Origin of the sequence: Sedimentibacter sp. LTW-03 (genome assembly GCF_052059825.1) — a bacterium.
In the GTDB taxonomy this organism is placed as follows: domain Bacteria; phylum Bacillota; class Clostridia; order Tissierellales; family Sedimentibacteraceae; genus Sedimentibacter.
On record NZ_CP197180.1, the window covers coordinates 84,602 to 111,382 of the forward strand.

At 34.3% G+C, this 26,781-nt stretch carries 31 protein-coding genes and 1 other annotated feature; of the genes, 20 read left to right on the forward strand and 11 right to left on the reverse strand.

What is annotated here, in order from left to right; genetic code table 11:
• Positions 1-51 precede the first annotated feature (51 nt).
• From ACS3UD_RS00415 to ACS3UD_RS00510, 20 genes are all read left to right on the forward strand, one after another.
• Positions 52-759 (forward strand): response regulator transcription factor, encoded by a 708-nt coding sequence (locus ACS3UD_RS00415; protein ID WP_308140138.1) that lies wholly within the window; start codon positions 52-54, stop codon positions 757-759.
• A 3-nt stretch (positions 760-762) separates the two neighbouring features.
• Complete coding sequence (locus ACS3UD_RS00420) at positions 763-2,175, forward strand: sensor histidine kinase (protein WP_308138300.1); 1,413 nt, start codon at positions 763-765, stop codon at positions 2,173-2,175.
• 56 nt (positions 2,176-2,231) lie between these two features.
• Positions 2,232-2,366, forward strand: coding sequence for a nucleotidyltransferase family protein (locus tag ACS3UD_RS00425; protein WP_308138299.1), 135 nt, complete (start codon positions 2,232-2,234; stop codon positions 2,364-2,366).
• Between the two features lie 355 nt (positions 2,367-2,721).
• Complete coding sequence (locus ACS3UD_RS00430; protein ID WP_308138298.1) at positions 2,722-3,105, forward strand: RidA family protein; 384 nt, start codon at positions 2,722-2,724, stop codon at positions 3,103-3,105.
• Complete coding sequence (locus ACS3UD_RS00435; protein ID WP_308138297.1) at positions 3,102-4,196, forward strand: threonine synthase; 1,095 nt, start codon at positions 3,102-3,104, stop codon at positions 4,194-4,196. Before ACS3UD_RS00430 ends, ACS3UD_RS00435 begins: the two co-directional genes overlap by 4 nt.
• Before the next feature lie 76 nt (positions 4,197-4,272).
• Complete coding sequence (locus ACS3UD_RS00440) at positions 4,273-5,163, forward strand: acetamidase/formamidase family protein (protein WP_308138296.1); 891 nt, start codon at positions 4,273-4,275, stop codon at positions 5,161-5,163.
• Positions 5,164-5,185: 22 nt separating this feature from the next.
• Positions 5,186-5,839, forward strand: a complete 654-nt coding sequence (locus ACS3UD_RS00445; RefSeq protein WP_308140137.1) for a helix-turn-helix transcriptional regulator — start codon at positions 5,186-5,188, stop codon at positions 5,837-5,839.
• A gap of 113 nt (positions 5,840-5,952) precedes the next feature.
• Positions 5,953-6,099, forward strand: a complete 147-nt coding sequence (locus ACS3UD_RS00450) for a hypothetical protein (RefSeq protein WP_308140136.1) — start codon at positions 5,953-5,955, stop codon at positions 6,097-6,099.
• A gap of 23 nt (positions 6,100-6,122) precedes the next feature.
• Positions 6,123-6,992 (forward strand): PhzF family phenazine biosynthesis protein, encoded by an 870-nt coding sequence (locus ACS3UD_RS00455; RefSeq protein WP_308138295.1) that lies wholly within the window; start codon positions 6,123-6,125, stop codon positions 6,990-6,992.
• 75 nt (positions 6,993-7,067) lie between these two features.
• On the forward strand, positions 7,068-7,547 hold the full coding sequence (locus ACS3UD_RS00460) for a tetratricopeptide repeat protein (RefSeq protein WP_308138294.1): 480 nt from the start codon (positions 7,068-7,070) through the stop codon (positions 7,545-7,547).
• Positions 7,548-8,160: 613 nt separating this feature from the next.
• Positions 8,161-8,478 carry a hypothetical protein gene (locus ACS3UD_RS00465; RefSeq protein WP_440977709.1) on the forward strand — a complete coding sequence of 106 codons (318 nt, stop codon included), beginning with the start codon at positions 8,161-8,163 and terminating at the stop codon, positions 8,476-8,478.
• Between the two features lie 266 nt (positions 8,479-8,744).
• Positions 8,745-9,038: a hypothetical protein gene (locus tag ACS3UD_RS00470; RefSeq protein ID WP_308138291.1), complete on the forward strand. Its 294-nt coding sequence runs from the start codon at positions 8,745-8,747 to the stop codon at positions 9,036-9,038.
• A 53-nt stretch (positions 9,039-9,091) separates the two neighbouring features.
• Positions 9,092-9,339: a binding site (T-box leader), on the forward strand.
• Between the two features lie 49 nt (positions 9,340-9,388).
• Complete coding sequence (locus ACS3UD_RS00475; RefSeq protein WP_308138290.1) at positions 9,389-11,164, forward strand: alanine--tRNA ligase; 1,776 nt, start codon at positions 9,389-9,391, stop codon at positions 11,162-11,164.
• 407 nt (positions 11,165-11,571) lie between these two features.
• Positions 11,572-12,603 carry an NAD(P)/FAD-dependent oxidoreductase gene (locus ACS3UD_RS00480; protein WP_308138289.1) on the forward strand — a complete coding sequence of 344 codons (1,032 nt, stop codon included), beginning with the start codon at positions 11,572-11,574 and terminating at the stop codon, positions 12,601-12,603.
• Positions 12,604-12,709: 106 nt separating this feature from the next.
• Entirely contained in the window at positions 12,710-12,853 is a 144-nt protein-coding gene (locus ACS3UD_RS00485) for a hypothetical protein (protein ID WP_308138288.1), read from the forward strand.
• A 164-nt stretch (positions 12,854-13,017) separates the two neighbouring features.
• The gene (locus ACS3UD_RS00490) at positions 13,018-13,191 is read left to right on the forward strand and encodes a DUF5677 domain-containing protein (RefSeq protein ID WP_440977757.1); all 174 of its coding nucleotides are present in this window, start codon (positions 13,018-13,020) and stop codon (positions 13,189-13,191) included.
• 68 nt (positions 13,192-13,259) lie between these two features.
• The gene (locus tag ACS3UD_RS00495; protein WP_440977710.1) at positions 13,260-14,300 is read left to right on the forward strand and encodes a DUF1294 domain-containing protein; all 1,041 of its coding nucleotides are present in this window, start codon (positions 13,260-13,262) and stop codon (positions 14,298-14,300) included.
• Positions 14,301-14,601: 301 nt separating this feature from the next.
• Positions 14,602-15,084 (forward strand): RNA polymerase sigma factor, encoded by a 483-nt coding sequence (locus ACS3UD_RS00500; RefSeq protein ID WP_308138285.1) that lies wholly within the window; start codon positions 14,602-14,604, stop codon positions 15,082-15,084.
• Positions 15,084-15,977, forward strand: a complete 894-nt coding sequence (locus ACS3UD_RS00505) for a zf-HC2 domain-containing protein (protein WP_308138284.1) — start codon at positions 15,084-15,086, stop codon at positions 15,975-15,977. Before ACS3UD_RS00500 ends, ACS3UD_RS00505 begins: the two co-directional genes overlap by 1 nt.
• Positions 15,978-16,104: 127 nt before the next feature.
• A complete protein-coding gene (locus tag ACS3UD_RS00510) occupies positions 16,105-16,389 on the forward strand; it encodes a hypothetical protein (RefSeq protein ID WP_308138283.1) in 285 nt (94 codons plus the stop codon).
• Positions 16,390-16,447: 58 nt separating this feature from the next.
• Here ACS3UD_RS00510 and bcrD read toward each other — a convergent pair whose 3' ends face one another.
• The 11 genes from bcrD to ACS3UD_RS00565 all read right to left on the reverse strand — a co-directional run bounded on the left by bcrD (position 16,448) and on the right by ACS3UD_RS00565 (position 26,702).
• Entirely contained in the window at positions 16,448-17,281 is an 834-nt protein-coding gene (gene bcrD / locus ACS3UD_RS00515) for a bacitracin resistance undecaprenyl-diphosphatase BcrD (protein ID WP_308138282.1), read from the reverse strand.
• Positions 17,281-18,030 (reverse strand): ABC transporter permease, encoded by a 750-nt coding sequence (locus tag ACS3UD_RS00520; RefSeq protein WP_308138281.1) that lies wholly within the window; start codon positions 18,028-18,030, stop codon positions 17,281-17,283. Before ACS3UD_RS00520 ends, bcrD begins: the two co-directional genes overlap by 1 nt.
• Entirely contained in the window at positions 18,023-18,940 is a 918-nt protein-coding gene (locus ACS3UD_RS00525; RefSeq protein ID WP_308138280.1) for an ATP-binding cassette domain-containing protein, read from the reverse strand. Before ACS3UD_RS00525 ends, ACS3UD_RS00520 begins: the two co-directional genes overlap by 8 nt.
• Before the next feature lie 153 nt (positions 18,941-19,093).
• On the reverse strand, positions 19,094-19,708 hold the full coding sequence (locus ACS3UD_RS00530) for a helix-turn-helix domain-containing protein (protein WP_308138279.1): 615 nt from the start codon (positions 19,706-19,708) through the stop codon (positions 19,094-19,096).
• A gap of 299 nt (positions 19,709-20,007) precedes the next feature.
• Positions 20,008-20,634, reverse strand: coding sequence for a GNAT family N-acetyltransferase (locus ACS3UD_RS00535; RefSeq protein ID WP_308138278.1), 627 nt, complete (start codon positions 20,632-20,634; stop codon positions 20,008-20,010).
• Between the two features lie 409 nt (positions 20,635-21,043).
• The gene (locus tag ACS3UD_RS00540) at positions 21,044-21,925 is read right to left on the reverse strand and encodes a DUF2871 domain-containing protein (protein WP_308138277.1); all 882 of its coding nucleotides are present in this window, start codon (positions 21,923-21,925) and stop codon (positions 21,044-21,046) included.
• Positions 21,925-22,590: a hypothetical protein gene (locus tag ACS3UD_RS00545; protein ID WP_308138276.1), complete on the reverse strand. Its 666-nt coding sequence runs from the start codon at positions 22,588-22,590 to the stop codon at positions 21,925-21,927. The genes ACS3UD_RS00540 and ACS3UD_RS00545 overlap by 1 nt, the downstream gene beginning before the upstream one ends.
• A gap of 81 nt (positions 22,591-22,671) precedes the next feature.
• On the reverse strand, positions 22,672-23,229 hold the full coding sequence (locus tag ACS3UD_RS00550) for a TetR/AcrR family transcriptional regulator (RefSeq protein ID WP_308138275.1): 558 nt from the start codon (positions 23,227-23,229) through the stop codon (positions 22,672-22,674).
• A gap of 319 nt (positions 23,230-23,548) precedes the next feature.
• Positions 23,549-24,886: an MATE family efflux transporter gene (locus ACS3UD_RS00555; protein WP_308138274.1), complete on the reverse strand. Its 1,338-nt coding sequence runs from the start codon at positions 24,884-24,886 to the stop codon at positions 23,549-23,551.
• 75 nt (positions 24,887-24,961) lie between these two features.
• The gene (locus ACS3UD_RS00560) at positions 24,962-25,795 is read right to left on the reverse strand and encodes an AraC family transcriptional regulator (protein ID WP_308138273.1); all 834 of its coding nucleotides are present in this window, start codon (positions 25,793-25,795) and stop codon (positions 24,962-24,964) included.
• A gap of 253 nt (positions 25,796-26,048) precedes the next feature.
• A complete protein-coding gene (locus ACS3UD_RS00565) occupies positions 26,049-26,702 on the reverse strand; it encodes a type 1 glutamine amidotransferase family protein (RefSeq protein WP_308138272.1) in 654 nt (217 codons plus the stop codon).
• Positions 26,703-26,781: the final 79 nt, after the last annotated feature.

A 26,781-nucleotide genomic window follows, 5' to 3' on the forward strand; every position in this document is an offset into this window, starting at 1 on the left:
TAGCGGTGGGTTTTGAACTTTTATTTAGAGTATTTTTAAGGAGTGTGAATGATGGGAAACGTAATAAAGGAAAAGAAAATATTAATTATAGATGATGAAGAAGATCTATTAAATTTATTATCAACTGTATTAATAAAGGAAGGTTTTAAAAAAATATATACAGCGGAAACAGGAGAGAAAGGGCTGAAGTTATTCAAGAATGTAAATCCTGATTTTATTATTTTAGATATTATGCTTCCGGATAAGGAAGGATATGAGATTTGCAAGAAAATTAGAGAAACCTCTATGGTTCCAATTTTATTTTTATCTGCAAAATCAGAGGAGCTGGATAGAATCCTTGGGTTTGCTTTAGGGGGAGATGACTATGTAACAAAACCCTTTAGCCCAAAAGAAGTTGCTTATAGGGTCAAAGCACACCTAAAAAGAAATATGATACATTTTCACGAGAAAAAGGGAATACTTTTAGGTCCTTTTGAAATAAATGAGGAAAAAATGGAAGTAACAAAGAATGGAGTGATTCTTGAGCTCAAGCCTAAGGAGTTGAAGTTATTTTTATATATGGCAAAGCATCCAAACAAAATTATTAGTAAAGAAAGAATTTGTGATGAGGTATGGGGAGAAGATTATATAGGCTTTGATAATACAATAATGGTACATATAAGAAGGCTTAGAGAAAAAATAGAAGATAATCCTTCTAAGCCTAAGCACATTATAAATGTTAAGGGTCTGGGATATAAACTGGTTGTAAAGGATGAGTAGAAAATGAAATGGAAATTGACATTTAGATTTTTAGCTACTGTAATTTCAGTGGTTATTATTGTAGTTTTTATAAATATAATTGTTGCTATAAGTGTATTTATAGGACAATATTCATATAATCAAAATAATGATCTTTTAAAGAATTTTGGACCAGAGGACTTTGTAAGGAATTTTAAAAATTATGTATTAAGTAGTGAAGAAAATGTATATGTAAGTGAGGAAGGAAAACAAATTCTAGACAATGAAAAAGCATGGATACAAGTTTTAGATGAGTATGGAAGAGAAGTTTATCATTATAAAAAACCTAAAAATGCTCGATTGAAATATACACCTGTTGAGATTGTTTCCGCCTATAAATATAGAGCGGGATTAGATATTCGTTCAACTATGTTTATAGGAGAAAAAATAATTAGAGACAGATCGTATAGTTATATTATTGGACTGCCTATGAAAAAATTTGACAAGAGAGTTTTTGTTTATGATATAAATAGGATGGCAAAATTTATAAAAATTAGTATAATGAGTATTATTTTCATTGATGGTATAATTGCTCTGTTTTTTGGTTATTTATTTAGCAGAGGACTTACAAAACCTTTAACGAATATTATTAATGGAGTAGAAAAATTAGGAAATGGAAATTATAATGTTTATTACCGTCCAAAAGGAATCTATAGGGATGTTTATTCTAACGTAAATAACCTTTCAGATATACTGAAAAATAATGAAAGCCAACGAAAGAAACTAGAACAAATGAGGGAGGAATGGATTGCAAATATATCTCATGATATAAAAACTCCATTAGCATCTATTAAGGGATACGCGGAGATTTTAAGTGATGATGAGTATGAGTTCTCTAAGGAAGAAATCCAATCTTATGCAGAAACCATAAATAAAAAATCAAACTATATAAAAGAGCTTGTAGATGATTTGAATTTAACTACAAAACTTAAAAATAAAGCTTCTATGCTTGATAAAAAAGAAATTAACTTAGTGAAATTAGTTAGGAGAACGGTTATTGATATATTAAATGATCCTAAGTATAGTGATAGAGATATTAATTTTATTTGCAAAGAAAGTGTTATCCATAAGGAAGTAGATGATATTTTAATAAAAAGGGTAATTAATAATCTTTTATATAATGCTCTTATTCATAATAATCATAATGTGAAAATAGAAGTCAAAGTAATTAAAGATGAGAAAGCACACATATTTGTAACAGATAATGGAAAAGGGATGAACCCAGAAGAACTTAAGCATATTTTTGATAGATATTATAGAGGAACAAATACAGGTGAGAGTCATAAAGGCTCAGGACTAGGAATGGCTATAGCAAAGGATATAGTAAAGGCACATGGTGGAGATATAAAAATAAGTAGTACATTAGGATCGGGTACAAAAGCAGAGGTTATATTATAAGCATTTATAGATATAAGTAGCAAACAATGTGTCAATTATTTGAAAAAAATTAGTTTATGAATAAATTCACAAACAAACCGAAAAATTTTTTAATAGAAAAATACCAATGCGATACAATTATACTTTATGGGTCATATGCAAGAGGAGATTTCACAAAACAAAGTGATGTAAATAGACGTAAAAATTTTTAAGAGGTATAAATAAAATATGCTTAGTGATTCATATTCACACTAACATATAGGATATTTTCGTATGTTAAACTTAAGCTTTCGTCAACAAAAAGTCCGATGTTGGACTTTTTTGTTTACTCTACAGGGTATTCCTTATTCAGGAAGAAATCTTTATTCTCTTAATAAAAAGTAGCTATAACAATCTTTTAATGCAGTTTTTATTGACGAAGAAACAAAGAAAATGATATACTTATAAAAAATTATATGATACGTATAAAAAAATATATAGATATATTTATAATTAATGTGATAATTAAAGAGAGATATATACATCAAAAATAATAATAAGAAATAAATAGAGAGGAATTGTACGAATATGGAGAAGATTAAACCTGAATTTCAAAATAAGAATAATGGGCATTATACACCTGGTATTATTTCCAATGGAATGCTTTATGTATCGGGACAACTAGCTATAGCCCCTGATACTAAGCAGGTACCAAAGGGTGGAATAGAGGAGCATGCTAAACTTGCTTTGAAAAATGTTGACAGAGTTTTGAAAGAAGCTGGACTTTTTCGAGATGATATTGTTCAGTGTAGAGTGTATATATCAGATATTGATCAGTGGGATATAGTAGATCAAGTTTATAGTGATTTCTTTGGAAAACACAAGCCTGCACGCATTGTTTTACCTGTTGGGAAGCTACACTATGGAAGCCTTATAGAAGTTGAAGCTATTGCGGAGGTGAATCAAAGATGAAATATATTTGCTTAAAATGCGGTGTAACCGAAAAAGTAACAACTAGAAAAGCAAAGTGTGATTGTGGTGGACTTTGGAAATTAGATTGGAAAGCTCCTAAGTTTGATCTGTCTTTAGTTGATCGTGATACATGGAGTATTTTTCGTTATCGAGCTTTCATGCCTTTAATAGGAGAAAGTTGGAGAGAAATCAGTTTGGGCGAAGGGATGACTCCTGTGATTCAATTTGATGAAGATGTTTTACTTAAAATGGATTATTTTATGCCTACTTTGTCCTTTAAAGATAGAGGTGCGGCTGTATTGATTGCTCATTGTAAATCAATTGGCGTGGATTCTGTTGTGCAAGATAGTAGTGGCAATGCTGGAAATAGCGTCGCAGCCTATTGTGCAAAAGCTGGAATCGATTGTGAGATATTTGTTCCAGAAGGAACATCAATTAAAAAGATTGATATGATTAAATCTCATAATACAAAGGTCAATGTCGTTTCTGGAACTAGGGATCATTGTGCAGATGTATGTAGGTCGAAAATAGTGGAGCGGGGAAGCTATTATGCAAGTCACGTCTATAACCCTTTCTTCTATGAAGGAACAAAAACCTATATTTATGAAGTCTATGAACAACTTAACAGAATTCCTTCTAATATATTCATTCCTCTTGGAAACGGCACACTTTTTATTGGAGTTATAAAAGCATTAGAAGAATTATTTGAAAATAATCTCATAGATAAAATGCCAAATATAGTTGCAGTCCAAAGTGAATATTGTGATCCATTTGCAAAAGCAGTTATTACTGGAAAAATGAATCCAGTTGGAGTAATACCTAAACCGACGATGGCTGAAGGTATTGCTATTGGCATACCGATGCGCGGTGAAGAAATTTTGGAGTATATTTATAAATATGATATTGAAATAATTACGGCACCAGAAAACAGAATAATCGAAGCTAGAAAAGCTCTTTCGGCAAAAGGTATCTATTGCGAGCATACAACAGCGGCTACATATGCTGCATATTTAAAATATTGTGATTTAAATGGGAAAACTTCTGACAGCTTGCTTCCTATGTGTGGAGCAGGACTTAAATCTGATCACTAAATCACTTAATTGTTGATGGTTTTAAAAACCATTGATAAAAGAAATTTAATAAAAAGGGAAGTAGAGGTGATTTCTTATGATTTGTATTGAAAAAGACAAAATTCATTTTTCTTTTGATTCTGAAATAGAGCCTGTTGCTTATGCTGAAAATGGAGACATAGTAAAGTTTTGTTGTCAAGATTGTTATTGTGAACAAATTGTTACAGACGGTTATGATTTTAATAATATAGATATGAAGCGTAATAATCCAGCAACAGGTCCTCTTTATATAAAAGGGGCAGAACCTGGTGATGTTCTTAGAGTAGAGATTAAGGCAATAGATCTTATGGATCAGGGTTCAATGTGTGCACGTAATGGTGCTGGCATTTATGAAATCGATGGTTGTCATTGTCGTAAGTTTCTGATAGAAGATGGAATGATAAAGTTTGATAATGAAATTTGTATTCCGATTCGCCCTATGGTAGGTGTAATTGGAACTGCTCCAGAAGACAGTAGTGTTTCAACCCAAACACCAGGAGAACATGGCGGGAATTTGGATATAAATGATATTGGAGTGGGAGCTGTGTTGTATTTGCCTGTTAATGTACAAGGGGCTTTGTTTTCTTTGGGAGACATACATGCGGTACAGGGAGATGGAGAAACAGTTATTTGTGCATTGGAGATGAGCGGTGAAGTAACTGTAAAAGTTAATATTCTTAAGGGACGTAGCGATATTCCCATACCATTTATTATTGCACAAAATAATTATATTACTACTGCTGCAGATGTATCACTTGATAAGTGCAGTGTAGTGGCAGCGCAGAAGATGCATAAATTTTTGCAAGAGCATTCTTCGCTTACGGATGCCCAAAGTGGATTATTACTTTCACTTGCAGGAAATCTTAGAATTAGCCAAATTGTAAATCCAGATAAAGGTTGTATAATGGAGTTTCCGATTGGTTTGGCAAAAGAAAAATTTGAAAGATAATTTTATGTATAAGGAGTTTAATATGACTATTTCAAAAAAATTAAAATCATATATTCCATTAGCTGATATGATTTCGGAGTCCTTTGGTAATAAATGTGAAGTTGTTATACACGATTTGTCAACTCCACAAAATTCAGTTGTATATGTATCAAACGGATATATAACGGATAGAAGAATAGGTCAGTCTTTTGATCATTTAATCAAAGATGTATTGTTGTCGAAAGATTTTAAAAATGATTATAAGGCTAATTATACATTTCAATTAAAAAATGGTAAAAATATAAAATCATCTACATCATTAATTAGAGATGAAAATGATGAGGTAATTGGAGCATTTTGCATGAACTTTGAAATAGACGAGTTTATCAAAATGCAGTCGTTTCTAAACATATTCTTGTCAGAAAATATTAATGTATCAAATGAACCAGATGTACCAACAATTGATTCATTTGATAATGTCTCTGAGATAATAGATAGTCTCATAGATAATACCATTGGAGATATTGATGTAACTGGAATGAAGAGAAGCGATAATATAGAGTTATTAATGTTTATGTATGATAAAGGCATATTTCTTACAAAAGGAGCTATAGACAAAGTGGCTAATAAACTTCAGGTATCTCCAGTTACAATTTATTCATATTTAGATGAAATTAAGAAAAAAAAGAAAGCATAATGTTGTTAATTGCTTAAATATAGGAAATAGTAAAGACTGAATAATTAGAATTGCGGAGGTTTATATGAGCGATATACGAGTTTTAAATGATGATGATGTAAGAAGTATTTTGGATCTTAGAAGGAAGAAGTGGAAGAAGCTTGGATAGCGATATTACAATTTTTGATAGTACGGGAATTGCATTGCAAGACATAGCAGTTTCTAAGTATTTACTTCATAAAGCTGATGAATTAAATATAGGAACTAGAATTGAAATATAGATGATTTTTTAGGAGGAGATAATATGAAGGTTAAGGTATATACGATAAATGCATTTGCTAAGACAAAGCAAGGTGGAAATCCTGCTGGAGTAGTTTTAGATGCTGATAATTTAAGTGAAGATGTTATGAAAAAAATTGCTAGAATAATAGGATTCAGTGAAATAGCTTTTATCATGAAGTCAAACAAAGCGGATTTCAAAGTAAGATTTTTCACACCAAATGAAGAGGTTGACCTCTGTGGTCATGCGACTATTGCTGCATTTTCAGTATTGTTAAAAACAGAATGTATTAATCCTGGAACATATACTCAAGAAACAAAAGCGGGGATTTTAGCAGTTGAAGTTGATGAAAATGGAATAATCATGATGACTCAGACTAATCCATCATTTTATGAAATTATTGATTATGAAGAGATAGCAGATACATTAGATATTAATGTTCATGATTTTAATATGCTATTTCCTTGTCAAATTGTTTCAACTGGACTTAAAGATATACTTATACCAATAAGGAACATGGAGATTTTAGATACTATCAAGCCTAATTTTGAAAAAGTAGCAGAATTAAGCAGAAAATACGATGTTATTGGATATCATATGTTTGTGCTTGATTCAGTCAGTAATTCAAATGCATACTGCAGAAATTTAGCTCCACTATATGGAATAGATGAAGAATCAGCAACAGGGACTTCAAGCGGAGCTTTAGCTTGTTATCTATATAAATATGGCATTTTTGATGCGTCCCAATGTCACAACATTACTTTTGAACAAGGATATTCTATGAATATGCCATCGGAAATAAATGTAAAACTTAATGTTAAAGAAAGTGATATTTGTGAAGTTAAGGTCGGAGGGAAGGCATTAAATATGAACTTAAGAGAAGTTGAGATTTAGCACAAATGTAAAAAGGAAATAAAGGTTATCCTGTTTAGGTGATTTGTAAATAATATTTTGAAAGGAGAGATGATCATGAAAAATATACTGAAGAAAGCTATTGAACTTAGAGAAAATGGTAAATTAAATGAAGCTAATTCAATGCTTGTTGAATTGGTAAAGACATTTCCAAATAATGCGGAGGTCAACTATCAGTGTGCTTGGAGTTTTGATGTGCTTGGATTAGAAAAGGAAGCTGTGCCTTTTTATGAAAAAGCAATAGAGCTTGGACTACCAGAAAAAGATTTGAAGGAAGCTTACCTAGGACTTGGAAGTACTTATCGTACGATAGGAGAGTATGAAAAATCCAAACAACTTCTACTAGAAGGAATAAGAAAATACGATATTAATTCTCTAAAGGTATTTTTAGCCATGACTCTTTACAATTTAGGGGAGCACACAGAAGCTATGAAACTATTACTTAAAATTATTGCAGAGACATCAGCAGATGAAAGTATATTAGATTTCAAAAAAGCAATAGATTTTTATTCTGATAAGTTAAATGAGTTATGGTAAAATTAGAATTTCAACTATATTAATTACTACAAAAAAATTAATAGAGCAAGTATATGCTTGATGTTTGGGAAATGGATAAATTATGTATATTACAGCATTGTAAGGTAATATAGAAGAAACTATTTTCCCGGGATATGGAGGGGTATCAAAATCAACAAAAGAATTTAGAATGTTGAGATACTTAATTAATAAATTGTACAGGTGATTTTTTACCATATTTTTGCAAGGATACTCTGGACTATACTCGGATTATAACGAACCAAGAGCCATTGCATCGGAATTAAGCTGCAACGGCTCTTGGTTCGAGAGTAGTCAGATTTTATTGTGTAAGGACAAGAGGTATGTACAGAGTGTATTGCTCATATCTCATTCATTTGATTTTTATAGATTTTTTCTTTAAAGCACTATAGTAATATTATTTTGTTTCGTGATGAAACCAAGTTTTCATAGTTTCAATGACTTTTATCAGCTCAGCTTCCTGTATCACATATGGAACCATTGCATATATATAGTTCAAAAACGGACGACTGAATACACCACGCTGATAAGCAAATTGTTGGTATCCTTTTATCGTTGATTTGGAGGTGTTACGGGATATTTAAACGGCGGAGAGGTGCCTCTCGTTATTGATTCCTGTAAAGTTAATAATATAGACTTTGTTTTGGCTAGTTATTTCCATGTATGTGGTGGTGGATTTATATCATATGTAGACGGCGGAAATATATCTAGCGGTTATATAAATTTTGAAAACTGTAAGGCAGATGTTGACATAAGTGAACTATCTATATCAGTCAGTACTGTTGACACAATAGCAAAATTAGGTTTTGGTGGATTTGCCGCAACAATATATAACGCAAAGCTAAGAGATTGCAGTTCAACAAGTGATTTACAAAGTGAAAATCTAGCTGGCGTGGGTGGCTTTTGCATATAAAGCTAAAAACTGCACTATATATTGTTAATTGAACATTTTGAATTTGATTGTTACGAAAACAAAAGAAAAGGTAGTGTAAATCGTCAAGAACAGGCAAGGGTTGAAAGAAAATTTGATAAAATTCCCAATAATCAAGAGGGAGTATATTTACATGATACTATAAAAGGTGTTAGTTCATATTCTAACTATATAGCCAATGTTTCAAATGCTTTTAAAACCATTATCCAAAACTTGATGAATACATAACCAATCTGAAAAGCAAAAATATGATTTCAAATGAAAAAGTTATTAAAATGTTTTTGATTGAGGATACTTCTCCGTTAGGTACAGTCGTTTATGATGAAAAACCACAACCTGTAATATTAGCAATGAGCAAAGAGTTTTTAACTTTAGTAAAATCTTCTTCCAATATTGACTATGTATTGGCTTGCTCTAACTATAACTCTCACAACTATGTGTGGTTAATTTCACAGAAATATATAGATGATTATATTGTGCATAGCATAGATTATGCGAGTATGAACTTTGCAGATTTTACACCTCATGTGCAGAGTAAGTAGAATTTAACATTTGACAAAGAAAAACTTTAGTAGTATAATTATTGGAATTAATAATAAAGGCGAAGAAGAGAAATAGTAAATATATAGGTATTGTTCAGAGAGAAGATGGTTGGTGCGAATCTTCACAATCCATATATTGAAGCAGTCTTGGAGCTTTGAACTGAAATAATGAGTAGGCTTCAACGGAGATCCACCGTTATCATAGGATATAGTATCGGTATTATCATTTACCCGTACTTTATGAGTGCAGAGTTAATCTCTGAATTTAGGTGGTACCACGGATTAAGAATTCGCCCTAAGCTTTGAAAGCTTAGGGTTTTTTATATTATTTTTAAGAAAGGAAGAGGATTATGAAAGCGAATGAATTGAGAGAACTCTACGTATCATACTACAAAAAAAGGAGACATGAAGTAGTCACAGCCACATCGTTAGCTCCTGAAAATGATGCTAGTGTATTATATACAACCGCTGGCATGCAACCACTTATTCCTTATCTTTTAGGACAAGAACATCCATTAGGAAAACGCCTTGTGAATGTGCAAAGATGTGTAAGAACAGGAGATATTGAGGAGGTAGGTGATGATTATCACTTAACTATTTTCGAGATGCTGGGTAATTGGTCCTTAGGTGATTATTTCAAAAAAGAAGCTATTTCTATGAGCTATGAATTTCTTACAGCGCAAATTGGAATACCTTCTTCAAAATTAGCAGTGACGGTTTATAAGGGAAATGAGATTGTACCTTATGACGCGGAAGCGGTAGAGACTTGGCTTGAGTTAGGTCTAAGTAGTAATCAAATCTTTTATTACGGTGATGATGAAAATTGGTGGGGACCGGCAGGTGAAACAGGGCCATGTGGTCCTGATTCAGAAATGTTTTATGTAAATGATACACACGATTGTAGTGAAAATTGTGGACCTGCTTGTAATTGTGGTAAATATATTGAATTAGGTAATAATGTTTTCATGACATACTACAAAGACAAAGAAGGAAATCTGACTGAGCTAGAGCAAAAAAATATAGATGTAGGATTAGGCTTTGAACGGTTACTGATTCTAGCAAATAATCTCCAAAATGTATATGAAACAGATTTGTTTAGGCCACTGATTAAGAGATTAGAAGAACTAAGTGGAGTTAGTTACGACAAAATTAATAAAAATAGCTTCAGAATTATATGTGAGCATATTAGAGCTTCTGTATTTATTCTCGCTGATCCGCAAAAGATAGTTCCAACAAACTCTGAGCAGGGGTATATACTTAGACGACTTATTCGACGTACAATACGGATGATATATAAATTAGGTATTGAAGAGAACATTATGCTTGAATTAGCTGAAAAAGTTATTGAAATGTATAATGTAGCATATCCAGAAGTCCAATCCTGTAAAAATTATATAATTGAAGAACTAAGTAAGGAATATATCAAATTCACCAAGACTTTGCAAAGTGGATTGAAAGTGGCAAATAAGTATTTTGATCAAATAAAAGCTGGTGAATATTTGAGTTCAGAGCTAGCATTTAGATTATATGATACTTATGGATTTCCCATTGAGTTTACTCTTGAACTAGCACAAGAAAAAGAAATACTTGTTGATATAGAAGGTTTTAAAACAAAGTTTGAAGAGCATCAGAATAAATCTAGAAGCGGAGCTGCTGGAAAATTCAAAGGAGGCCTGGCAGAACATAACAGTAACAGTGTTAGACTACACACAGCTACTCATCTACTTAATAGTGCATTACGGAAAGTTCTAGGGAACCAAGTTTATCAAAAAGGTAGCCATATAAACTCTGAGCGGTTAAGATTTGATTTCTCTTTTGATAGAAAGTTATTGAAAGAAGAAATAGATCAAGTTGAAAGTCTGGTTAATAAAGCGATCCAAGAGAATCTTGAGGTTAAATATATGGAAATGAATTTAGATGATGCTAAAAAAAGTGGAGCTTTAGGAGTCTTCGAAGGTAAATATGAAGATATTGTTAAAGTCTATGAGATTCCAGGATATTCATTAGAAATCTGTGGAGGACCTCATGTTTCTAATACATCTGAACTGGGTTATTTTAAAGTCATAAAGGAGCAAAGTTCATCATCGGGGGTAAGAAGAATAAAGGCTATTGTTAATCTGGACTAAGGAAAAGAGGTACCCGGTCAAGGGGATATCAGGTCCAAATGACATCTTTATTGTCATCTCAAGGCACATTGAAACGATAATAATGATGACGAAATGTGGTGCGGAGGGCAAATGAGGAAGCTCAACCACCATATGTAGTGGTTTTGGAGCAAAAAACGGGCAAAAACTGGACCAAAAAAGTGCATTTTTTGACCCTGTATTTTGGGGTGTTTTATAGATGACATTCGGATTTTCAAAGATAAAATTCAAAAATTTTATGTGTCAGGGGATATTATGATATTCTTATAATGCGTCGTAAAAGTAGGAAAATGTTCAATAGTAAAAAATATGGACTAACAATTGTTTATTATAGCGATAAATAGGAATTAATAAGAGGCTTAAAATGATTATACGGAGGTGAAAAGAGAATGTACGATATAATAATTATTGGTGCGGGACCAACCGGCAGTACCGCCGCAAAAATTCTATCCGAAAAAGGATATAAGATTTTGGTTGTAGAGAAGTTGAAAATGCCAAGATATAAATCCTGTTCCGGGATTTTGATCAAAAAAACAATGGATTTGGTAAACCTCTATTTTGGCGAAGATATCCCGGCATTGTCTATGTGTGAACCGATTGAAAACCGGGGAATGATCTTTACAGATGACAAAGGGAAAGAGTTTCGCTTTGAGCAAGAAGGACTTAATGTCTGGCGCAGTTCTTTTGACAACTGGCTTGCAACAAAAGCAAAAGAAAGCGGTGCGGAAATCAGGGATTGCACAACCGCTCTTTCCTGCGAAGAAAAAAATAGTTCTGTGGAGGTCACTTTACACGGTAAAGCAACCTATACTGAGGAAGCAAAATACGTTTTGGACTGTGAGGGTGTTGTAGGAGCGTTAAAGCGGAAAATTATTAAAGGCAGCCCGAAATATATCACTACATTTCAGACATTCAACGAAGGAAACATAGATTTAGATCCTCACTATTTCTATGCGTATTTGCAGCCGGAGTTATCAGAGTATGACGCATGGTTTAACGTAAAAGACAATCTTTTAGTACTGGGTGTATCGGTCAAAGATATGGGGAAAATTGGGTTTTTCTATGAACGGTTTATCGCCTACATGAAAGCTCATCACCACCTACGAATTGATAAGCAAATAAGAGCTGAAAAATGGTTGATGCCACATATTGGCCCCGGCTGTCATGTTGATTATGGTCTTGGTCGAGTACTATTTGCAGGAGAGATTGCCGGGTTCCTGAATCCAATGGGAGAGGGTATTTCCGCAGGAATGGAAAGTGGCTATTGCGCTGCTTGTGCAATCGCAGATCATTTTGATAATCTGGAAATGATATATGCCGATTATCAGCAAAGTACAAGCCAATTGAAAACCTATATGGAGCGCCAATGGAATTTTGTTGTGAGAATGGCTAATACGTTTAATCAGGAATATCTAAGATAATAAGTAGATACAATGTTGGAGAAGAGATTGATGAGATTAGTTTGTCGATTTGTCAAGCCTGACCCCCATGTTTATTCTTAGCATATAGAAAGGCAAAGTAAATAAAATGGAAAAAGATTTATTAAAAAATATTTGTTTAGAAGCATTATGTAATAATACTTCTAAAAATTGTAGTTCACAAGAGAAATTTGAAGAAAAACTTTCTGAAATGGGTACAGAAGAATTTTTTGAGTCACATATAAAAAATTGAAATATGGAATTCCTAAAGATACACTTAATTTTTTTATTAGTCAATGTGAATCTGAGTATGAAAAGTATTTGACAGAGAATATAAATTATCGTAATCATATAAAAAGTATATGGTATAAGGAAGATTTGATTAATAATCAATACAAATGTAAGGTATTACAGCTTTTGTCAAATAAATCTTTACAAACTTATTTAGCTGTTTTTACATTAATCCAAAATGGCTTTTCTGACCAAGCTTTTATGTTGTTCCGTAATATGTTTGAAAATTATGTCATTAGCAAATTTATTTCTGAAAATAATGAAAGGCAGATATTAATATTAAGATTAAAAAAGGAATAAATAGATTTATATATTGTACAGACATGTTTTTTAACAGATGAAGTTTAAATTATGGGGGAGAAGAGAAATTGCAATTAATAATAAACCTGATTTTTTATATCGGCATAATAAAGTTTTTTTTCATGTTTCTCTTATTGACAAATACTTTTACATTTTTCCTGTATGTGACAGACAAACGAAAAGCAGTAAAAGGCAAGCGGTGCATAAGCGAAAAAACGTTATTAATTTTTACCATATTATGTGGAGGAATAGGAGCACTGTTGGGTATGTATTTCGCAAATCATAAAACGAGAAACAGGAAATTCAAATTTGTAGTAGTAATTGGTCTTATTATTACATTTATTCCAGTTATACATATTGCACATGGGCTTACGCTAAGTAAGATAATCCGATATGTGGAAATTGAGTTTCGTTCGGAAAATTGGCCGCCTGAGTTAGATGGTTATCGCATCGCTTTTATGTCAGACATGCATGCTATAACAGAAGAAAATATGCGGAAAGTAGCAACAGAGTTAAATGACAGAGATTTGGATTTGCTGTTATTAGGCGGAGATTTTTTAATGGAGAACAATCATTATCAAGGAACTGTGAGAGAAATAGCTCAAATAAGTACAACAGACGGAATTTTCGGTGTGGAAGGAAATCATGATGACTACAAGAAAGTTTTCAAGGCAAAAAAAGAATATGGGATAAAGCCGTTGGATAATAGTGGCAGGTGTATAAGAGAAGGCTTTTATTTGGCAGGTGTCCAAGATATGTATAACAGAAATCCTAACATAAAAGAGGCTATTGCAAACGCACATACAAACGATTTTGTTTTGCTCCTTTCACACAGTCCGGACTTGTCAATGTTGCAATCTACAGATGGAATTGATTTAATACTTTCCGGTCATACCCATGCTGGGCAAATTACTTTTTTTGGTTATCCGTTTTACTTGCTATACGGAAGCTTGCCAATAACAGATTACGGTACGCGTTTTGCTTATGGGTTTGCCTGTTCAGCAGACGATGTCCCCGTATTTATAACCAGCGGAATAGGCACTTTTTCCCATGTGCCAAGAATTTTTACAAGACCTGAGGTTGTGATTTTCACCATGTATAGTGAGTAGAGGTTTGCCAATACATGAGATTAAACCCACGCTATTAGATTGCCATGCAATAATTGATATATCTATTAATCAAAAATGAAACATATACTGACACCAAGGGAGTATTAGGTGTCGTGGTCATCATTATTGCACACTCAAGGCATACAGAGACTGTTTGCCTTCTAGATCAAAGATAATTATTTAGCAAAACAGAAAAAATATTGATATTTAAAATCTCAAGGTTTTAAAAGCTTTGAGATTTTTAAAAAAATTTTTGTAAGATTATCAAGTCCCATGCGTCTTATAGATAGGAGGTGAAAAAGTGACAGAGCTTGAGGCAATTTTTAATAGTTACTTTAAGGATGTTTATTTATTTATATATAGTTTATCTAAAGATAAATATATAGCGGATGATTTAACATCTGAAACATTTTTTAAGGCAATAAACTCAATTGATAACTTTAAAGGAAATTGCGATATCAAGGTATGGTTATTTCAAATAGCAAAAAACTCATATTATTCATATGTGAGAAAAAACAAAAATTTAGTTAATTTGGATTCAGTACCTGAAATAGAAGATGATAATGATGTAGAGAAATCAGTTTATTCATCTGAGGAGTCAATGAAAATCCATGAAATTATCCATGATTTATCTGAACCGTATAAGGAAGTTTTTTCTCTTCGCGTTTTCGGGGAACTTAGTTTTAAGCAGATTGGGAATTTGTTTGGGAAAACAGATAACTGGGCTTGTGTCACTTTTCACAGAGCCAAAAATAAGATCAGAGAAGAAATGAGGGATAATTGATGAAAATTACATGTAATGTTATTAAAGATATTTTACCTTTATATGTAGAAAATATGGTAAGTAATGACTCACGTGCTATGATTGAAGAACATATTGAACAGTGTCAGGAATGCAAGGTTTATCTTGATGAGATGAAGACTTTTAATAAAATACCAATAGATACTAATATCACTCCTTTATTAAATATAAAGTCTACATTGCGCAAGAAAAAAATACAAACAGCAATATTTTCAATGATGTTTTTAATTATAGTTCTTGTTATAACAACTGCTTTTTTGACTGCACCAGAGTATATTCCATATAGTGAAGGAAGTGTAGCAATTAATGAAATTGGTAATGGGTCAGTACTCGCTACATTTGATGATACAGTATATGGATATGATATCAGTAGTTATCCGACAGATGGTAACACTGGTTATGTTTATCACATAACCACATGGAATAGCATATGGAATAGAAATATAAAAAAATCTAATGTGAATAACACTATTATAAATCCGAATGGGGAAAATGTTGTTTCTGTGTATTATTATCAGACAGATGGAAGTGAAGATAAACTGATTTATGGTAAAAATATTAACTCAAGGGGTGGAGTGATTACATTGCCAAGACTATTTTTATCTTATTATTCACGCATTGCCATGATATTGGCTTTAATCTTTGGATTTATCATTCTTCTATTCAATCGTAATAGAAAAGTGAATAGTTTTATGAAGAAGATTTTCTTATTACCAGTATCTTATTTATTGGGTCAGCTGATTATTAAAGGATTTACTACTTCATCCTATAATGCTACACGAGATTTTTATGCAATATTATTAATTATGATACCGATATATATTGCTTCTCTAATGGCTTTAAATATAATTAGTGCATATAAAAGGGAAAAATAATAAAAGGCATTTTTCGAAGGTTACTTTATAGGGAGAATTTTTGTTATAAGGTTCATAAAATAACTTTCATTTGTTAAATTTTTAAGAGTGATGTTATACCGCATGTGGAGACGGTGCGGAAGTTCGAATGAAAAATTTAGGCATTTTTTCGTCTGATGATATTTACAATAATATGGGATTACTTGTTTCAGGCCAATGCAAGCACTCTATTAAATTTGCAATTTTTCAAGGTATAGATAAGCTAGTGTTTAAAGATAGAAAAGAGCTTACTGGCTCTCTATTTGCTCAGCTTACAGATACTTGCCTGTCTCGTGTTCACCCTGACATCTCCGCTCTATATCTGGACTATTTTGGGAATATAGAGGGTAAAGGCACTGCACTAAAACAAATAGTACAGTGCCTTGCTGCATAATTAGTAAGATTTCATTTAGTAGAACTATTTCTATAAGTTCCGTGAAATTGCTCATAACCTATATCACTATAAAGTACAACAGTACAACAATTCCAAGCACAATTCGATACCAACCAAACACCTTGAAATCATGCTTTTTGATAAAGTTCATTAGGAATTTAATAACAAAGACAGACACTATAAATGCAACAACCATACCAATAACGAGAGCGAGAAGTTCTGCACTTGTAAAATTAAATCCGAATTTTAACAGCTTAAAGGCACTTGCCCCAAGCATGGTTGGTACAGCAAGGAAGAATGTAAATTCCGCTGCCGCTACCCTTAATACACCTATCAGCAAAGCACCTATAATCGTCGCACCCGAACGTGATGTACCCGGAATGAGCGATAACACTTGAAATGCCCCAATCAAGAGTGCTGTTTTATAGCTGATGTCAGAAAGTGCCACAGTAGTAGGGGTTCTGTTTTTATTCCAGTTCTCAATGAGAATAAACAACACACCATATATAATTAACATTATTGCAATTACAATTGGAGTATGGAGATGAGCATCCAAATAGTCATCAAATAAAAATCCCATGATAGCTGAAGGTACACAAGCCACCACTACCTTAAACCAAAGTGAAAAGATATCTTTTTTTATGATAGGCTGCGATTTATCCTTAAATTGAAACGCAAACATTTTGTTCCAAAACATAATGACGACTGCAAGGATTGCCCCAAGTTGAATAACAACAAAAAACATTTCCTTAAATGTTTCGCTCATGTTAAGAGTAAAAAACTCGTCCACAAGAAGCATATGTCCTGTACTACTGATAGGTAGCCATTCTGTAATTCCCTCTACAACACCAAGAGATATAACTTTCAGAATTTCTATAAAATTAAGTGCCATTATTTCAAATCCTCCTTCTTAAAATAGTGAAAGGTCATATAAAATCCAATTACTGATACCAAAAGGATAATAGCAACCGATAATACCATAGGATAGCCCGTGCTTTCAATTCGACCTTCTATCAAAAAGAAAGTAGCTGTCCATGGATATAATGCTCCCCATTCGTGATTAGAAAGAGCTGCACTGCCCATAACGATAACCGCCGAAGCAATCATAGATGCAACAAATCCCTTTGTTTTTTGTGCGATAAAAGCAAAAGGGGAAACAGTTAAAAACATGAGCATATTGCTAAAAAAATACTTTGGAAGCCAGTTGATTGCAACAAGTAAGCTATAACCTTCCATTCCAAACACAATATGATACATCCCAGATAAAATCAAGATGCCTGCCCAAGTTACAATAGTAAGGACAGAAGTCCAGATAAACAGGGTACAAAACTTAGCAGCCATCAACTTTGTTCTTGAAACAGGGATTGGCAATATAGTCTTTAGCGTATTTTCTGCATATTCCCGACTGAATAAGTAAGCGGTAATTGCTACATAAATCATGATGTTTGCCAACAGCATAATATACAGTATGCTATCGCTGTAAATATCTGACAGAGTAAAGACAAGGTCTGGACGTTTGAAATGAGCCTGTAACGATTCTATAAGCATCATAAACGGTATAGACATAACACCTAAAATACTAATAAGCACCATTTTTGAACGCTTTAGTTTTGATAATTCACACGAAATAAGATTAAGCAATGCTGCCACCTCCAATCAATTCAGAAAAATAATCCTCCAAGTTTTCCTCGTCCACATTTATCTTTGTTACCAACAGCTCATTCTCTACGAAAGCTTTGTTTATTTCCCCTGAGTTATGAGTGAAATCATAAATTTTTATTGTATTACCCTGTATAGAATAGTCTGTGATCTGATAGTGATTTTCTAATATTTTTGCGGCTTTTTTTACGTCAGATAAATCAAATTCCATATGTCTGAGGTTGCGCTTGTGAAGTTCTGCTATGTAAACCTCCTCAATCAAGCGTCCCTCATGCATAACACCGATAATATCCGCAATCTGTTCGATTTCACTTAAAACATGACTTGAAATGAAAATAGTAGTACCTTTCTTGTGACTTAACTCAGACAGATACGAGCGGATTTCAGAGATGCCAATTGGGTCAAGTCCGTTAATCGGTTCGTCAAGTATCAATAGTTCAGGTTCGTGCATAATTGCTGCTGCAATACCAAGACGCTGCTTCATTCCAAGTGAATAGTCGGCAAACACTTTGCTCGTTTCCTTATCTAATCCAACAACACGAAGTGCTTCCTGTACCGATTTTTTACTGAGCTGTCCTCTCAGTTTGACGAGGATTTGCAAATTTTCATATCCTGTCAAATTATTATAGAAACCTGGCGTTTCTATAATAGACCCTATTTTTCTATAAAGAGTACGGGTGTGTTCTTTATAATCTGTGTCGAATAATCTAACAGTTCCTCCTGTTGGGGAAACTAACTGTAACATCATTTTCATTGCGGTAGTTTTTCCTGCTCCATTTCTGCCGAGCAAACCGTAGATTTTACCTTTTGGCACATGAATATTGATGTTATCAACAACGGTAGCTGTTCCGTATTGTTTTGTAAGATTTTCTGTTTCAATAGCATATTCCATATACAATCATCCTTTCTGTTAGTTGTGGTTTGTTTTACCGCAATTCAATTATCATTTCCGAAGCTAAAAAAGACAAGAAACCTACCGTCACAATAGAAAAAAGCCCTGACACTTATCGTGTCAGAGCCTATTTTCAAGGATTTATAGAGCTTTTTATTTAATTTTTCCTTGCTTCATCAATAAAAACATTTTTATAACAAATAGCAAAAACAGAAGTGCTATCACATACGGCTCCTTGGCTGCAGCGAAGAATAGAATAGCTACAAAGCTAAGTACGATAGATACTTTCGTAGAAATATTGCCACACGACTTCTTTTCAAAACGAATGAATAAAAGTTTAGCAATACCAATACCCATCAAAGCGACAAAAACAATCCAATAGATTACAAGATTCATCGGTGTAGTGGCAGTAAATGAAAGGAGGTTGACGGAATATATATAACCTCCAACAGGGTTTCCATAAAGCGGCAAAATAATAAATGCAATTACCATTACATCCAGTATCCCAAAAAGTATACTATAAATCTTTTTAAGATTTGAGCTATTTTCTGTTTCAGCAATGGTAATCAGTTCTTCTCCCGATAATAGTTCATCAATCGAAACGGAAAAGAATTTGGAGATACATTTTAATGATTCGATGTTAGGGTATCCCTTGCCACTTTCCCATTTTGAAATCGCTGTTCTTGATACATATAATTGCTCCGCAAGTTGTTCCTGCGTTAAATTTTTTCCAGTTCTAAGTTGTTGTAGCTTTTCGTTAAATTCCAAAAGGAATGCCTCCCTGTGTATTGCTAAATTAACTTATCATATATAAATTCGCTCACCAAGCGTTAAATTTTCGCATTACCGTATAAAAAAAGTTTTACTCGGTAGGTATATAGAATAATTTTACCATATTAAAGTGAGGGCTTCAACTCTAAAATCATGAACAATAGAAAGAGCAAGTAATATGAAAGTAAGAATCCGTTCACCGTCTTTATGCAAGTATTGACTGGACGATTTTGGGGATGTAGTAAAAGTGAAAGCCGATGAACACCAGTTCATCGGCTTTCGTAATTGTTTTAGATTTATACCAGCTGACCGGGCAGCTTTAATTTTGTTTTCGGCGGAAAATGGGCGTCGAATAGCTCCGCTTCTTTTTCGTCCACAAAATATCCGTCGGGTGTATGGTAGGTTCCCGAAATTCCATCTAAGAAGCCCTGTTTCAGCTCCTTAAGCAGAAAATATGGAACCTGAGCATCTTTCGGCTCTGCATAATAATGAATCCCTTTTGTAGAAGCCACCACAAAACCAGACTTTCCATAAAAGTCAATATTTCCTTCCATACAAAGGGCGCCGCATCCCAATGACTTTGCCTGTTCCATGGCATAATCAAGCAGTGCCTTTCCATAGCCTTGTCGCTTATACTGCGGTGCTATGCTGATAGGTCCGAAGGTCATAATGGGCAGTTCCTTACTGTTGTCGGTTTGTATTTTTGCGTGCACAAACATAATGTGACCAATGATTTTGCCGTCCTTTTCCATTACGAAATCAAGTTCCGGCACAAAATCCTTTCTGTCACGATAACAGTGCAGTACATAGTGTTCCAAGCATCCCGGACGATAAACATTCCAAAATGCCTCTCGTATTAAGTTTTCCACCTCCTGATAATCAGCAGGTGTTTCCAAACGGATAATATAGTCATTTGTATTCATTGTTTTTCCTCCTAAAAATTGTTGACTTGCAATGATTGGGAGGCTTGGGCGAGATCGTATTTCGCAAACCTCCCGGTTAGCCTACAATCTCCAAGTTGTTGGTATTTTTCAAACAGCAATCTCCTAAAATAAATTTATATAATCAAGCCTATCGGCAGGATTAACGGTGTAAAATCCCGTATAAAATATTTACTTTTTTTTAGCATATCACAAGAAACCATATATTACAAGTCGCCTTCTGCAAGAAAACAAAAATCCGTTCACCGTCCTTTTGCAAGAATACTCTGGACTATTTTGGGGATGTAAAAGCAAGAGCCGCTGCACCAAAGTTGAAGTGTAGCGGCTCTACTCTGCTTGGGGAGTCAGATATTATTCAGTGGCTGCGGATGTGTGTTTACGGGGGGGTTGCTTATTTTATCGCATTACTCACAACTTGACTCTTTTTAAGTGACAAAAACAGTATAACAATGGCAACTGTCATGATAATATGTGCAATACCTGAAACACCGGAAATCGCTGCGGAAGCACCTTTTGAAAGTTCTGTGCCAAGCACTTGAGTAATACCTCTTACAAAAAACATCGTTACCATAAAAGGTAACCCTATGTTGTAAAGCAGCATAAAACGGCTAAATTGTTTTTGCTCGGTTAAGTTGGTGATACAGCTTAAAATGGCGATCAGCAAAAACATGATTGTACCCAAAACAAAAAAGTGTAGATGGGTAAACGCTAAAGTTGTTTTACCAGAAAAGCTAAGAAATTTTGTAAACTCCCGATAAAATACACCGCAGGCAATCGCAGCAATTGCGTAAATAAACGAAATATTGATGTATTTTTTCATAATCAATCCTCTTTCATAATTATTTTTAGTTGTAGATACAAATTTTTTTAGGAATAAAACCCCTGCACATTCTAACGATAAGCCTATGCCACAATATAAAACACCGATTGCAATAGCAGGTAGAATATGTGCATTTCGAATCAGTAATCCACCTGTAATCATACATATCATAATCAAATAACTTTTTCCATCAAAAAACTGATAGAAGGGAACCTTTTTTTCCTCAATCTGCGATATACGAAGATGATGCTTTTTTACTAAACGGTAAAATATTAGCCCTATAAATGCCAAAAATACAAACAGAACTTCAAATACATATATCAGATGTTCGTGCCAGTTTGATATGAAGTTGGCAAAACCGATTTTAAGAATATTTCCACCGGCAACCATCCATACAATACCGGCAATCAACAACAGGTACTTTGGGGCTACGTGAGGCAAGAATTTTTTCATTATTTTACACACTTTCTCATATCACTGTATCCAATCCACACCGTCCAAACATAGGCGCAAGTTTTTGGAATCATAAGCATACCAATCAGTGGGTTTACATCTGCCCACAACACTACGGGAATATAAAAAACAAAGCTTAATACAATGGTAAGCCACATAAAGCGGAAAGATTTGTCATTGTGTTCTTTTGCACTTTTATAAAACAAAACAATAATAAGTAGCCCCAGGAGAGCAAAGGGAATATTTCTGTAAATTCCCCATGACAAAGGTGCATTTGCACTTGTCCAAGCATTCTGGGGGAATAAACACAAAACAATTCGCATAGCAGCAAGCAGATAAACAGCTATGGTAATACCTTGTTTTCCACTGATGCGATAGCGCTTTCTCCAGACGTAGTAAAGCAAGATGTAAAAAACGGTCATGGTAATCGATGTGATAAATTTACCGATTCCCAGCGGGACAGTATAATTTTCAAGTCCGGTTGTGCACAATGCAATCGCACGGGGAACAAGATGGAATGAATCACCTGCGCCGAGCACAACTGCCATGATACCAAATAGTGTATATTGCCTGTTACCTTTGGAATTTTTTATCATAAGAATTCCAAGGGTAACCACTGTGGTTAAATATACCACATAAAATAAAGTTTCCATAATTGCTTGCATAAGTAAACCTCCTAAAAAGTAGTGAACATTGTTCAGTTTGATTTCTACAAATACCCACCAAAGGGTGGGTATACTGCTGGTTTAATAGATGGTGCGTTTCACTATTTCCAACAATAAATCACATGACGTTGCTTCTTTCATCAACAAAGTAATGATATTGGAGAAAATAAAGTCAACAAAATCCGGTTTTGTAAATTGATTCGAGAAAGCATCTTTTCTTATGCCTTGATCACGTTGGAGAGATTCAAGTAAACCGTTTTTTATGTGGGCGAAATATCGATTCATCGCTTCTCGACCCTTGTTCTTGTCAAGGTTTGCAACACTCATAGAATGTACGGTGAAAAATGATGGGTATTTTTTGCGACCTTTTTGTACGCTATTAAACAAAGACAGAATATTTTCGGCAAAATTGTGTTGTGGGACGCAGCCTGTAGAGCCATGCATAATCTCTGTCCAAACAGACTCAATTGTTGCAATAATCAAATCACCTTTCGATGGGAAATAGTTGTAAACCGATCCCACAGAAACACCGCATTTACGTGCTACATCTCTCATATTCAACCCCTGTATACCTGATTGAACAATGATTTCTTTCCCTGCTGAAAGAATAGCTTCCCTGGAAGTAATAGTTTTATTCATAGCAAGCCTCCAAACTGAACATTGTTCATTATAACGCATATTTTACCGTACGTCAAGGATTAAATTGATTCGCTCTGAAAGCGTTATTTTTATCCACTACCGTTTCGCAAAGATTTTATGAGGTAGATTTTTACTATAGCAAGACGATTGCTTCAACCACCTAAATATGAACATCAGAAAAGGAGAAGAATGATATGAAAACAAAGATCCGTTCACCGTCCTTTTGCAAGGATACTCTGGACTATTCTCGGCTTATAGGTAAAGAGATAGCCACTACACAAGATTAAAGTGTAGTGGCTATCGTCTCATAAGATGCCAGTTATTCTGTGGAAAATCCGTGAGATTTCTTAGTAGTTTCTTTTCCGATAAAGAACAATGTCAAAAATAGTGTTACTATTTCTGTAGTTGGTGCAACCAGCCATACACCCATCATCCCCAGAAATGCTGGAAGTGTGAAAATGCAAATGAGTAGAACAACTAATCCTCGTGCTGAGGAAATAATAGCCGACTCCTTTGCCCTCCCTATAGAGGTAAAGTAAAAAGAAGTGATTGTATTAATTCCTGAAAAGAGAAACGAAACAGCAAAAATCGCTACACCGGAATGTACCATCTGTTGCACCAGATCATTCTTTATGAATAGACCACTGTACCAATCAGCCCCAACCACTACCAGTAAGAGTACCACCACTCCTGCAATCAATACCATCGTGTTGGTAATTTTACGCAGGCTCTTTGACAGAGAGTATTCTTTGGCACCATAAGTGAAGCTAATCAGCGGACTGGCTCCTTGCCCAAAACCAATCAGCACCATGCTAAAGATATATGCCACATAGCCTACGATAGTAAATGCAGTAACACCATCAACGCCGATATGCTTTAGTATCACAAAGTTATAAGCAAACATCGAAATACTAAGGGACATTTCTCCGATAAACTCTGAACTACCATTGAGGAGTGTATTTTTAAGCACATCCTTTGAAAAAGTAAATTTATGGAGCTTGTACACACTTGACTTTTTGATAAAGTAGTAGAGTATGCACAGAAATGTAACAATCGCTGAAAGAAGTGATGCTGCTGCAATGCCTTTCACACCAAACCCCATCCAGCGAACAAATAAATAGTCTAACAAGATGTTGAGTAGCACGTTCAAAATATTAACTTGCATAAAATATTGCGGTTTTCCTTCTCCACGGATAAACATACCAAAGGATGCGTTTATCACCATAACGGGAAGCTCTAACAGCAGAATGCCATAATAGTCTTTGAAAAATCCTGTTACCTGTCCATTGGCATTTAAAAGATAAAGCATGGGATCAAGGCAGAACCAGACAATCACACTCAGCAAAATTGTTGCAACTGTTGAGGTGAACATCGTTTGATTAAAGACGCTGTTGCATTTTTTGATGTTTTTTCCGCCCAGTGCAATTCCTGCGATTGCCACACCACCGACTGAAACCATTAATCCTACTGCAAGGTACAAATAAACAATCGGTAAACCTAAGTTTACCGCAGCAAGTCCCTCTGAACCCACATAGTTTCCGATGAAAAAGCCATCTACTACAGTAATCAGAGAGGTTAGTACCATAGCAATAATCGATGGAATCGAGAATTGCAGAATGGTTTTTACTTTATTATTTTTGATGTTTTCTAAATTCATATTAATTTCCTCCAATCCTTTGTTCACATCCTAAGGATAGCAGAGGAAGCAAAAATAAACTTCTGTATTTGTGCTCTATTGAATTGGGATACAAAGATCAATTTCCATATACATGGTATTGCAATCGATTTTTCTATAAATTTCGAACCCATAGCGGTCATCCATTTCATATTTGCTTTGTGGTAACCACACATTAAAAAGGCTTTGGTAAGCGGTATAGATCTGATCCACTGTCCCCTTAAAGTGATAGACAGCAAACTTGCCACCTATTAGTGTATAGATGTTTTCAAGGGCACAGTCTTGTGGTGCAGTGAGGCACAGGTCATACAAGCACTCATCAATATGGGTAATAGAAGGATCATCATAGGTGCGCTCAATGAGCAGCGTTGCCTCGGTGATATATTCCTTATATTTTACTTGAAAAGCTCCCCAATGCTCTGATAAGTCCCCATAATTTCCTTTATGACGCTCGTATATAACAAGACAATCGTCAAGAACTTCTATGGAAATCTTTTTGTCGCACTCATCAAATGACTCTAATCCTATAGAAGCATTCCTAAAAATTGGGTTTACTAAAGATTTTTGCTTAATGCTGCGACGAAATTCAATTGGAGATAGATTATGATGTTGTTTAAAAGCAGAACTGTAGTTCGATGAGCTGTAACCGTAATCACAGCTGATATCGGTGATGCTTCTGCCTTTCTCAACCTTTAAACGAAATGCACTTTGCTCCATTTTTACTCGTTTGATAAATTCATGGATGCTTTCTCCAGTTTCCATTTTAAACATTCTCGAAAAGTAGTATCTTGAAAAATTGCAATAAGAGGCAATCTCATCAACAGGTATATTTTCATTGATGTGATCTAAGATGTAGTCTATTGCACGATTTATATATTCGTTTGTTATCATTTTTCCTCCCTTTTTTTGAAAGAAATATATTAATAAGTTTACCATAGTAAAGAAAGTACTTCAATTTTTAAATATGAACAAACAGAAGGTATAAGCAATTAGCAAATAAAAATCTGCTCACCTTCATTTTGCAAGGATACTCTGGACTATTTTGGGTATGTAGGTAAAGCAAGAGCCGTTGATCAAGATAAAGATGCAACGGCTCAATTTCGTGATAATCCATTAAGTGCTAACAGTGGGTGTGCTCATATGTTTATGGCAAATGCGGATTGTTTTCATTGCTAGACGGCAAAGTTTGCATGAGGGCGAAGAAATGTTTAGGCTCACCCGTACTAAAATATTCATACCAAGATTCCAGTGTGTTTGATTGAAAAACACCTAAATGTTCAATAATTTGTTTTGCCCACAACAAAGCTCCGGTGGAACTTGCAGTAATAAGGTTGTTATCCGCTACAGATGGCTTGTCTATATAGAAACTTTGCCCTTTATAACCAGGAGAAACCATTTCAAGAAATCCCGGACCATTACTGGTATGCGGACGCTTATCCAATAGCCCAAAGTTGGCAAGCGCAGCGGTAGCCCCACAGATTGCACACACCGTAGCGCCTAAAGAGAGAAATTCGCCTGCCTTTTCGATGATAGCGCAATGCTTTGGGTTATTCCATGTATCTGCGCCCGGTAATAGCAATATGCTTGTTTCACTCACTACAATATCATCAATTAAGCAATTGGGTACTATTGTCATCCCGCCCATTGTATTGATTGGCTCGTTAGAATAACTAACCGTTTTGAGCGATACACGTTGCACGCCCTTTTTGAAAAATCGACCAGAATTCAGCTCCGAAATAACATACCCCAGTTCCCAGTCGGCTAAAGTATCAAGAACGTAAACATAGATTGTAAACATAAATGCCTCCATTTTCATTGTTTTATTGATTTGTTTGCTTTTTTATTGTACCATGTAATTGTTGACAGCAGTATGGCAA

Coding starts and splice junctions, on each gene's coding strand:
- ACS3UD_RS00550 (WP_308138275.1), bottom strand. CDS start 23,229: ATGAATAAAACTATTACTTCCAGGGAAGCTATTCTTTCAGCAGGGAAA.
- ACS3UD_RS00445 (WP_308140137.1), top strand. CDS start 5,186: ATGACTATTTCAAAAAAATTAAAATCATATATTCCATTAGCTGATATG.
- ACS3UD_RS00485 (WP_308138288.1), top strand. CDS start 12,710: ATGGAAAAAGATTTATTAAAAAATATTTGTTTAGAAGCATTATGTAAT.
- ACS3UD_RS00505 (WP_308138284.1), top strand. CDS start 15,084: ATGAAAATTACATGTAATGTTATTAAAGATATTTTACCTTTATATGTA.
- ACS3UD_RS00480 (WP_308138289.1), top strand. CDS start 11,572: ATGTACGATATAATAATTATTGGTGCGGGACCAACCGGCAGTACCGCC.
- ACS3UD_RS00470 (WP_308138291.1), top strand. CDS start 8,745: ATGATTTCAAATGAAAAAGTTATTAAAATGTTTTTGATTGAGGATACT.
- ACS3UD_RS00545 (WP_308138276.1), bottom strand. CDS start 22,590: ATGCAAGCAATTATGGAAACTTTATTTTATGTGGTATATTTAACCACA.
- ACS3UD_RS00430 (WP_308138298.1), top strand. CDS start 2,722: ATGGAGAAGATTAAACCTGAATTTCAAAATAAGAATAATGGGCATTAT.
- ACS3UD_RS00460 (WP_308138294.1), top strand. CDS start 7,068: ATGAAAAATATACTGAAGAAAGCTATTGAACTTAGAGAAAATGGTAAA.
- ACS3UD_RS00475 (WP_308138290.1), top strand. CDS start 9,389: ATGAAAGCGAATGAATTGAGAGAACTCTACGTATCATACTACAAAAAA.
- ACS3UD_RS00425 (WP_308138299.1), top strand. CDS start 2,232: ATGAATAAATTCACAAACAAACCGAAAAATTTTTTAATAGAAAAATAC.
- ACS3UD_RS00510 (WP_308138283.1), top strand. CDS start 16,105: ATGAAAAATTTAGGCATTTTTTCGTCTGATGATATTTACAATAATATG.
- ACS3UD_RS00525 (WP_308138280.1), bottom strand. CDS start 18,940: ATGGAATATGCTATTGAAACAGAAAATCTTACAAAACAATACGGAACA.
- ACS3UD_RS00455 (WP_308138295.1), top strand. CDS start 6,123: ATGAAGGTTAAGGTATATACGATAAATGCATTTGCTAAGACAAAGCAA.
- ACS3UD_RS00540 (WP_308138277.1), bottom strand. CDS start 21,925: ATGAAAAAATTCTTGCCTCACGTAGCCCCAAAGTACCTGTTGTTGATT.
- ACS3UD_RS00555 (WP_308138274.1), bottom strand. CDS start 24,886: ATGAATTTAGAAAACATCAAAAATAATAAAGTAAAAACCATTCTGCAA.
- bcrD (WP_308138282.1), bottom strand. CDS start 17,281: ATGGCACTTAATTTTATAGAAATTCTGAAAGTTATATCTCTTGGTGTT.
- ACS3UD_RS00435 (WP_308138297.1), top strand. CDS start 3,102: ATGAAATATATTTGCTTAAAATGCGGTGTAACCGAAAAAGTAACAACT.
- ACS3UD_RS00560 (WP_308138273.1), bottom strand. CDS start 25,795: ATGATAACAAACGAATATATAAATCGTGCAATAGACTACATCTTAGAT.
- ACS3UD_RS00420 (WP_308138300.1), top strand. CDS start 763: ATGAAATGGAAATTGACATTTAGATTTTTAGCTACTGTAATTTCAGTG.
- ACS3UD_RS00440 (WP_308138296.1), top strand. CDS start 4,273: ATGATTTGTATTGAAAAAGACAAAATTCATTTTTCTTTTGATTCTGAA.
- ACS3UD_RS00415 (WP_308140138.1), top strand. CDS start 52: ATGGGAAACGTAATAAAGGAAAAGAAAATATTAATTATAGATGATGAA.
- ACS3UD_RS00535 (WP_308138278.1), bottom strand. CDS start 20,634: ATGAATACAAATGACTATATTATCCGTTTGGAAACACCTGCTGATTAT.
- ACS3UD_RS00565 (WP_308138272.1), bottom strand. CDS start 26,702: ATGTTTACAATCTATGTTTACGTTCTTGATACTTTAGCCGACTGGGAA.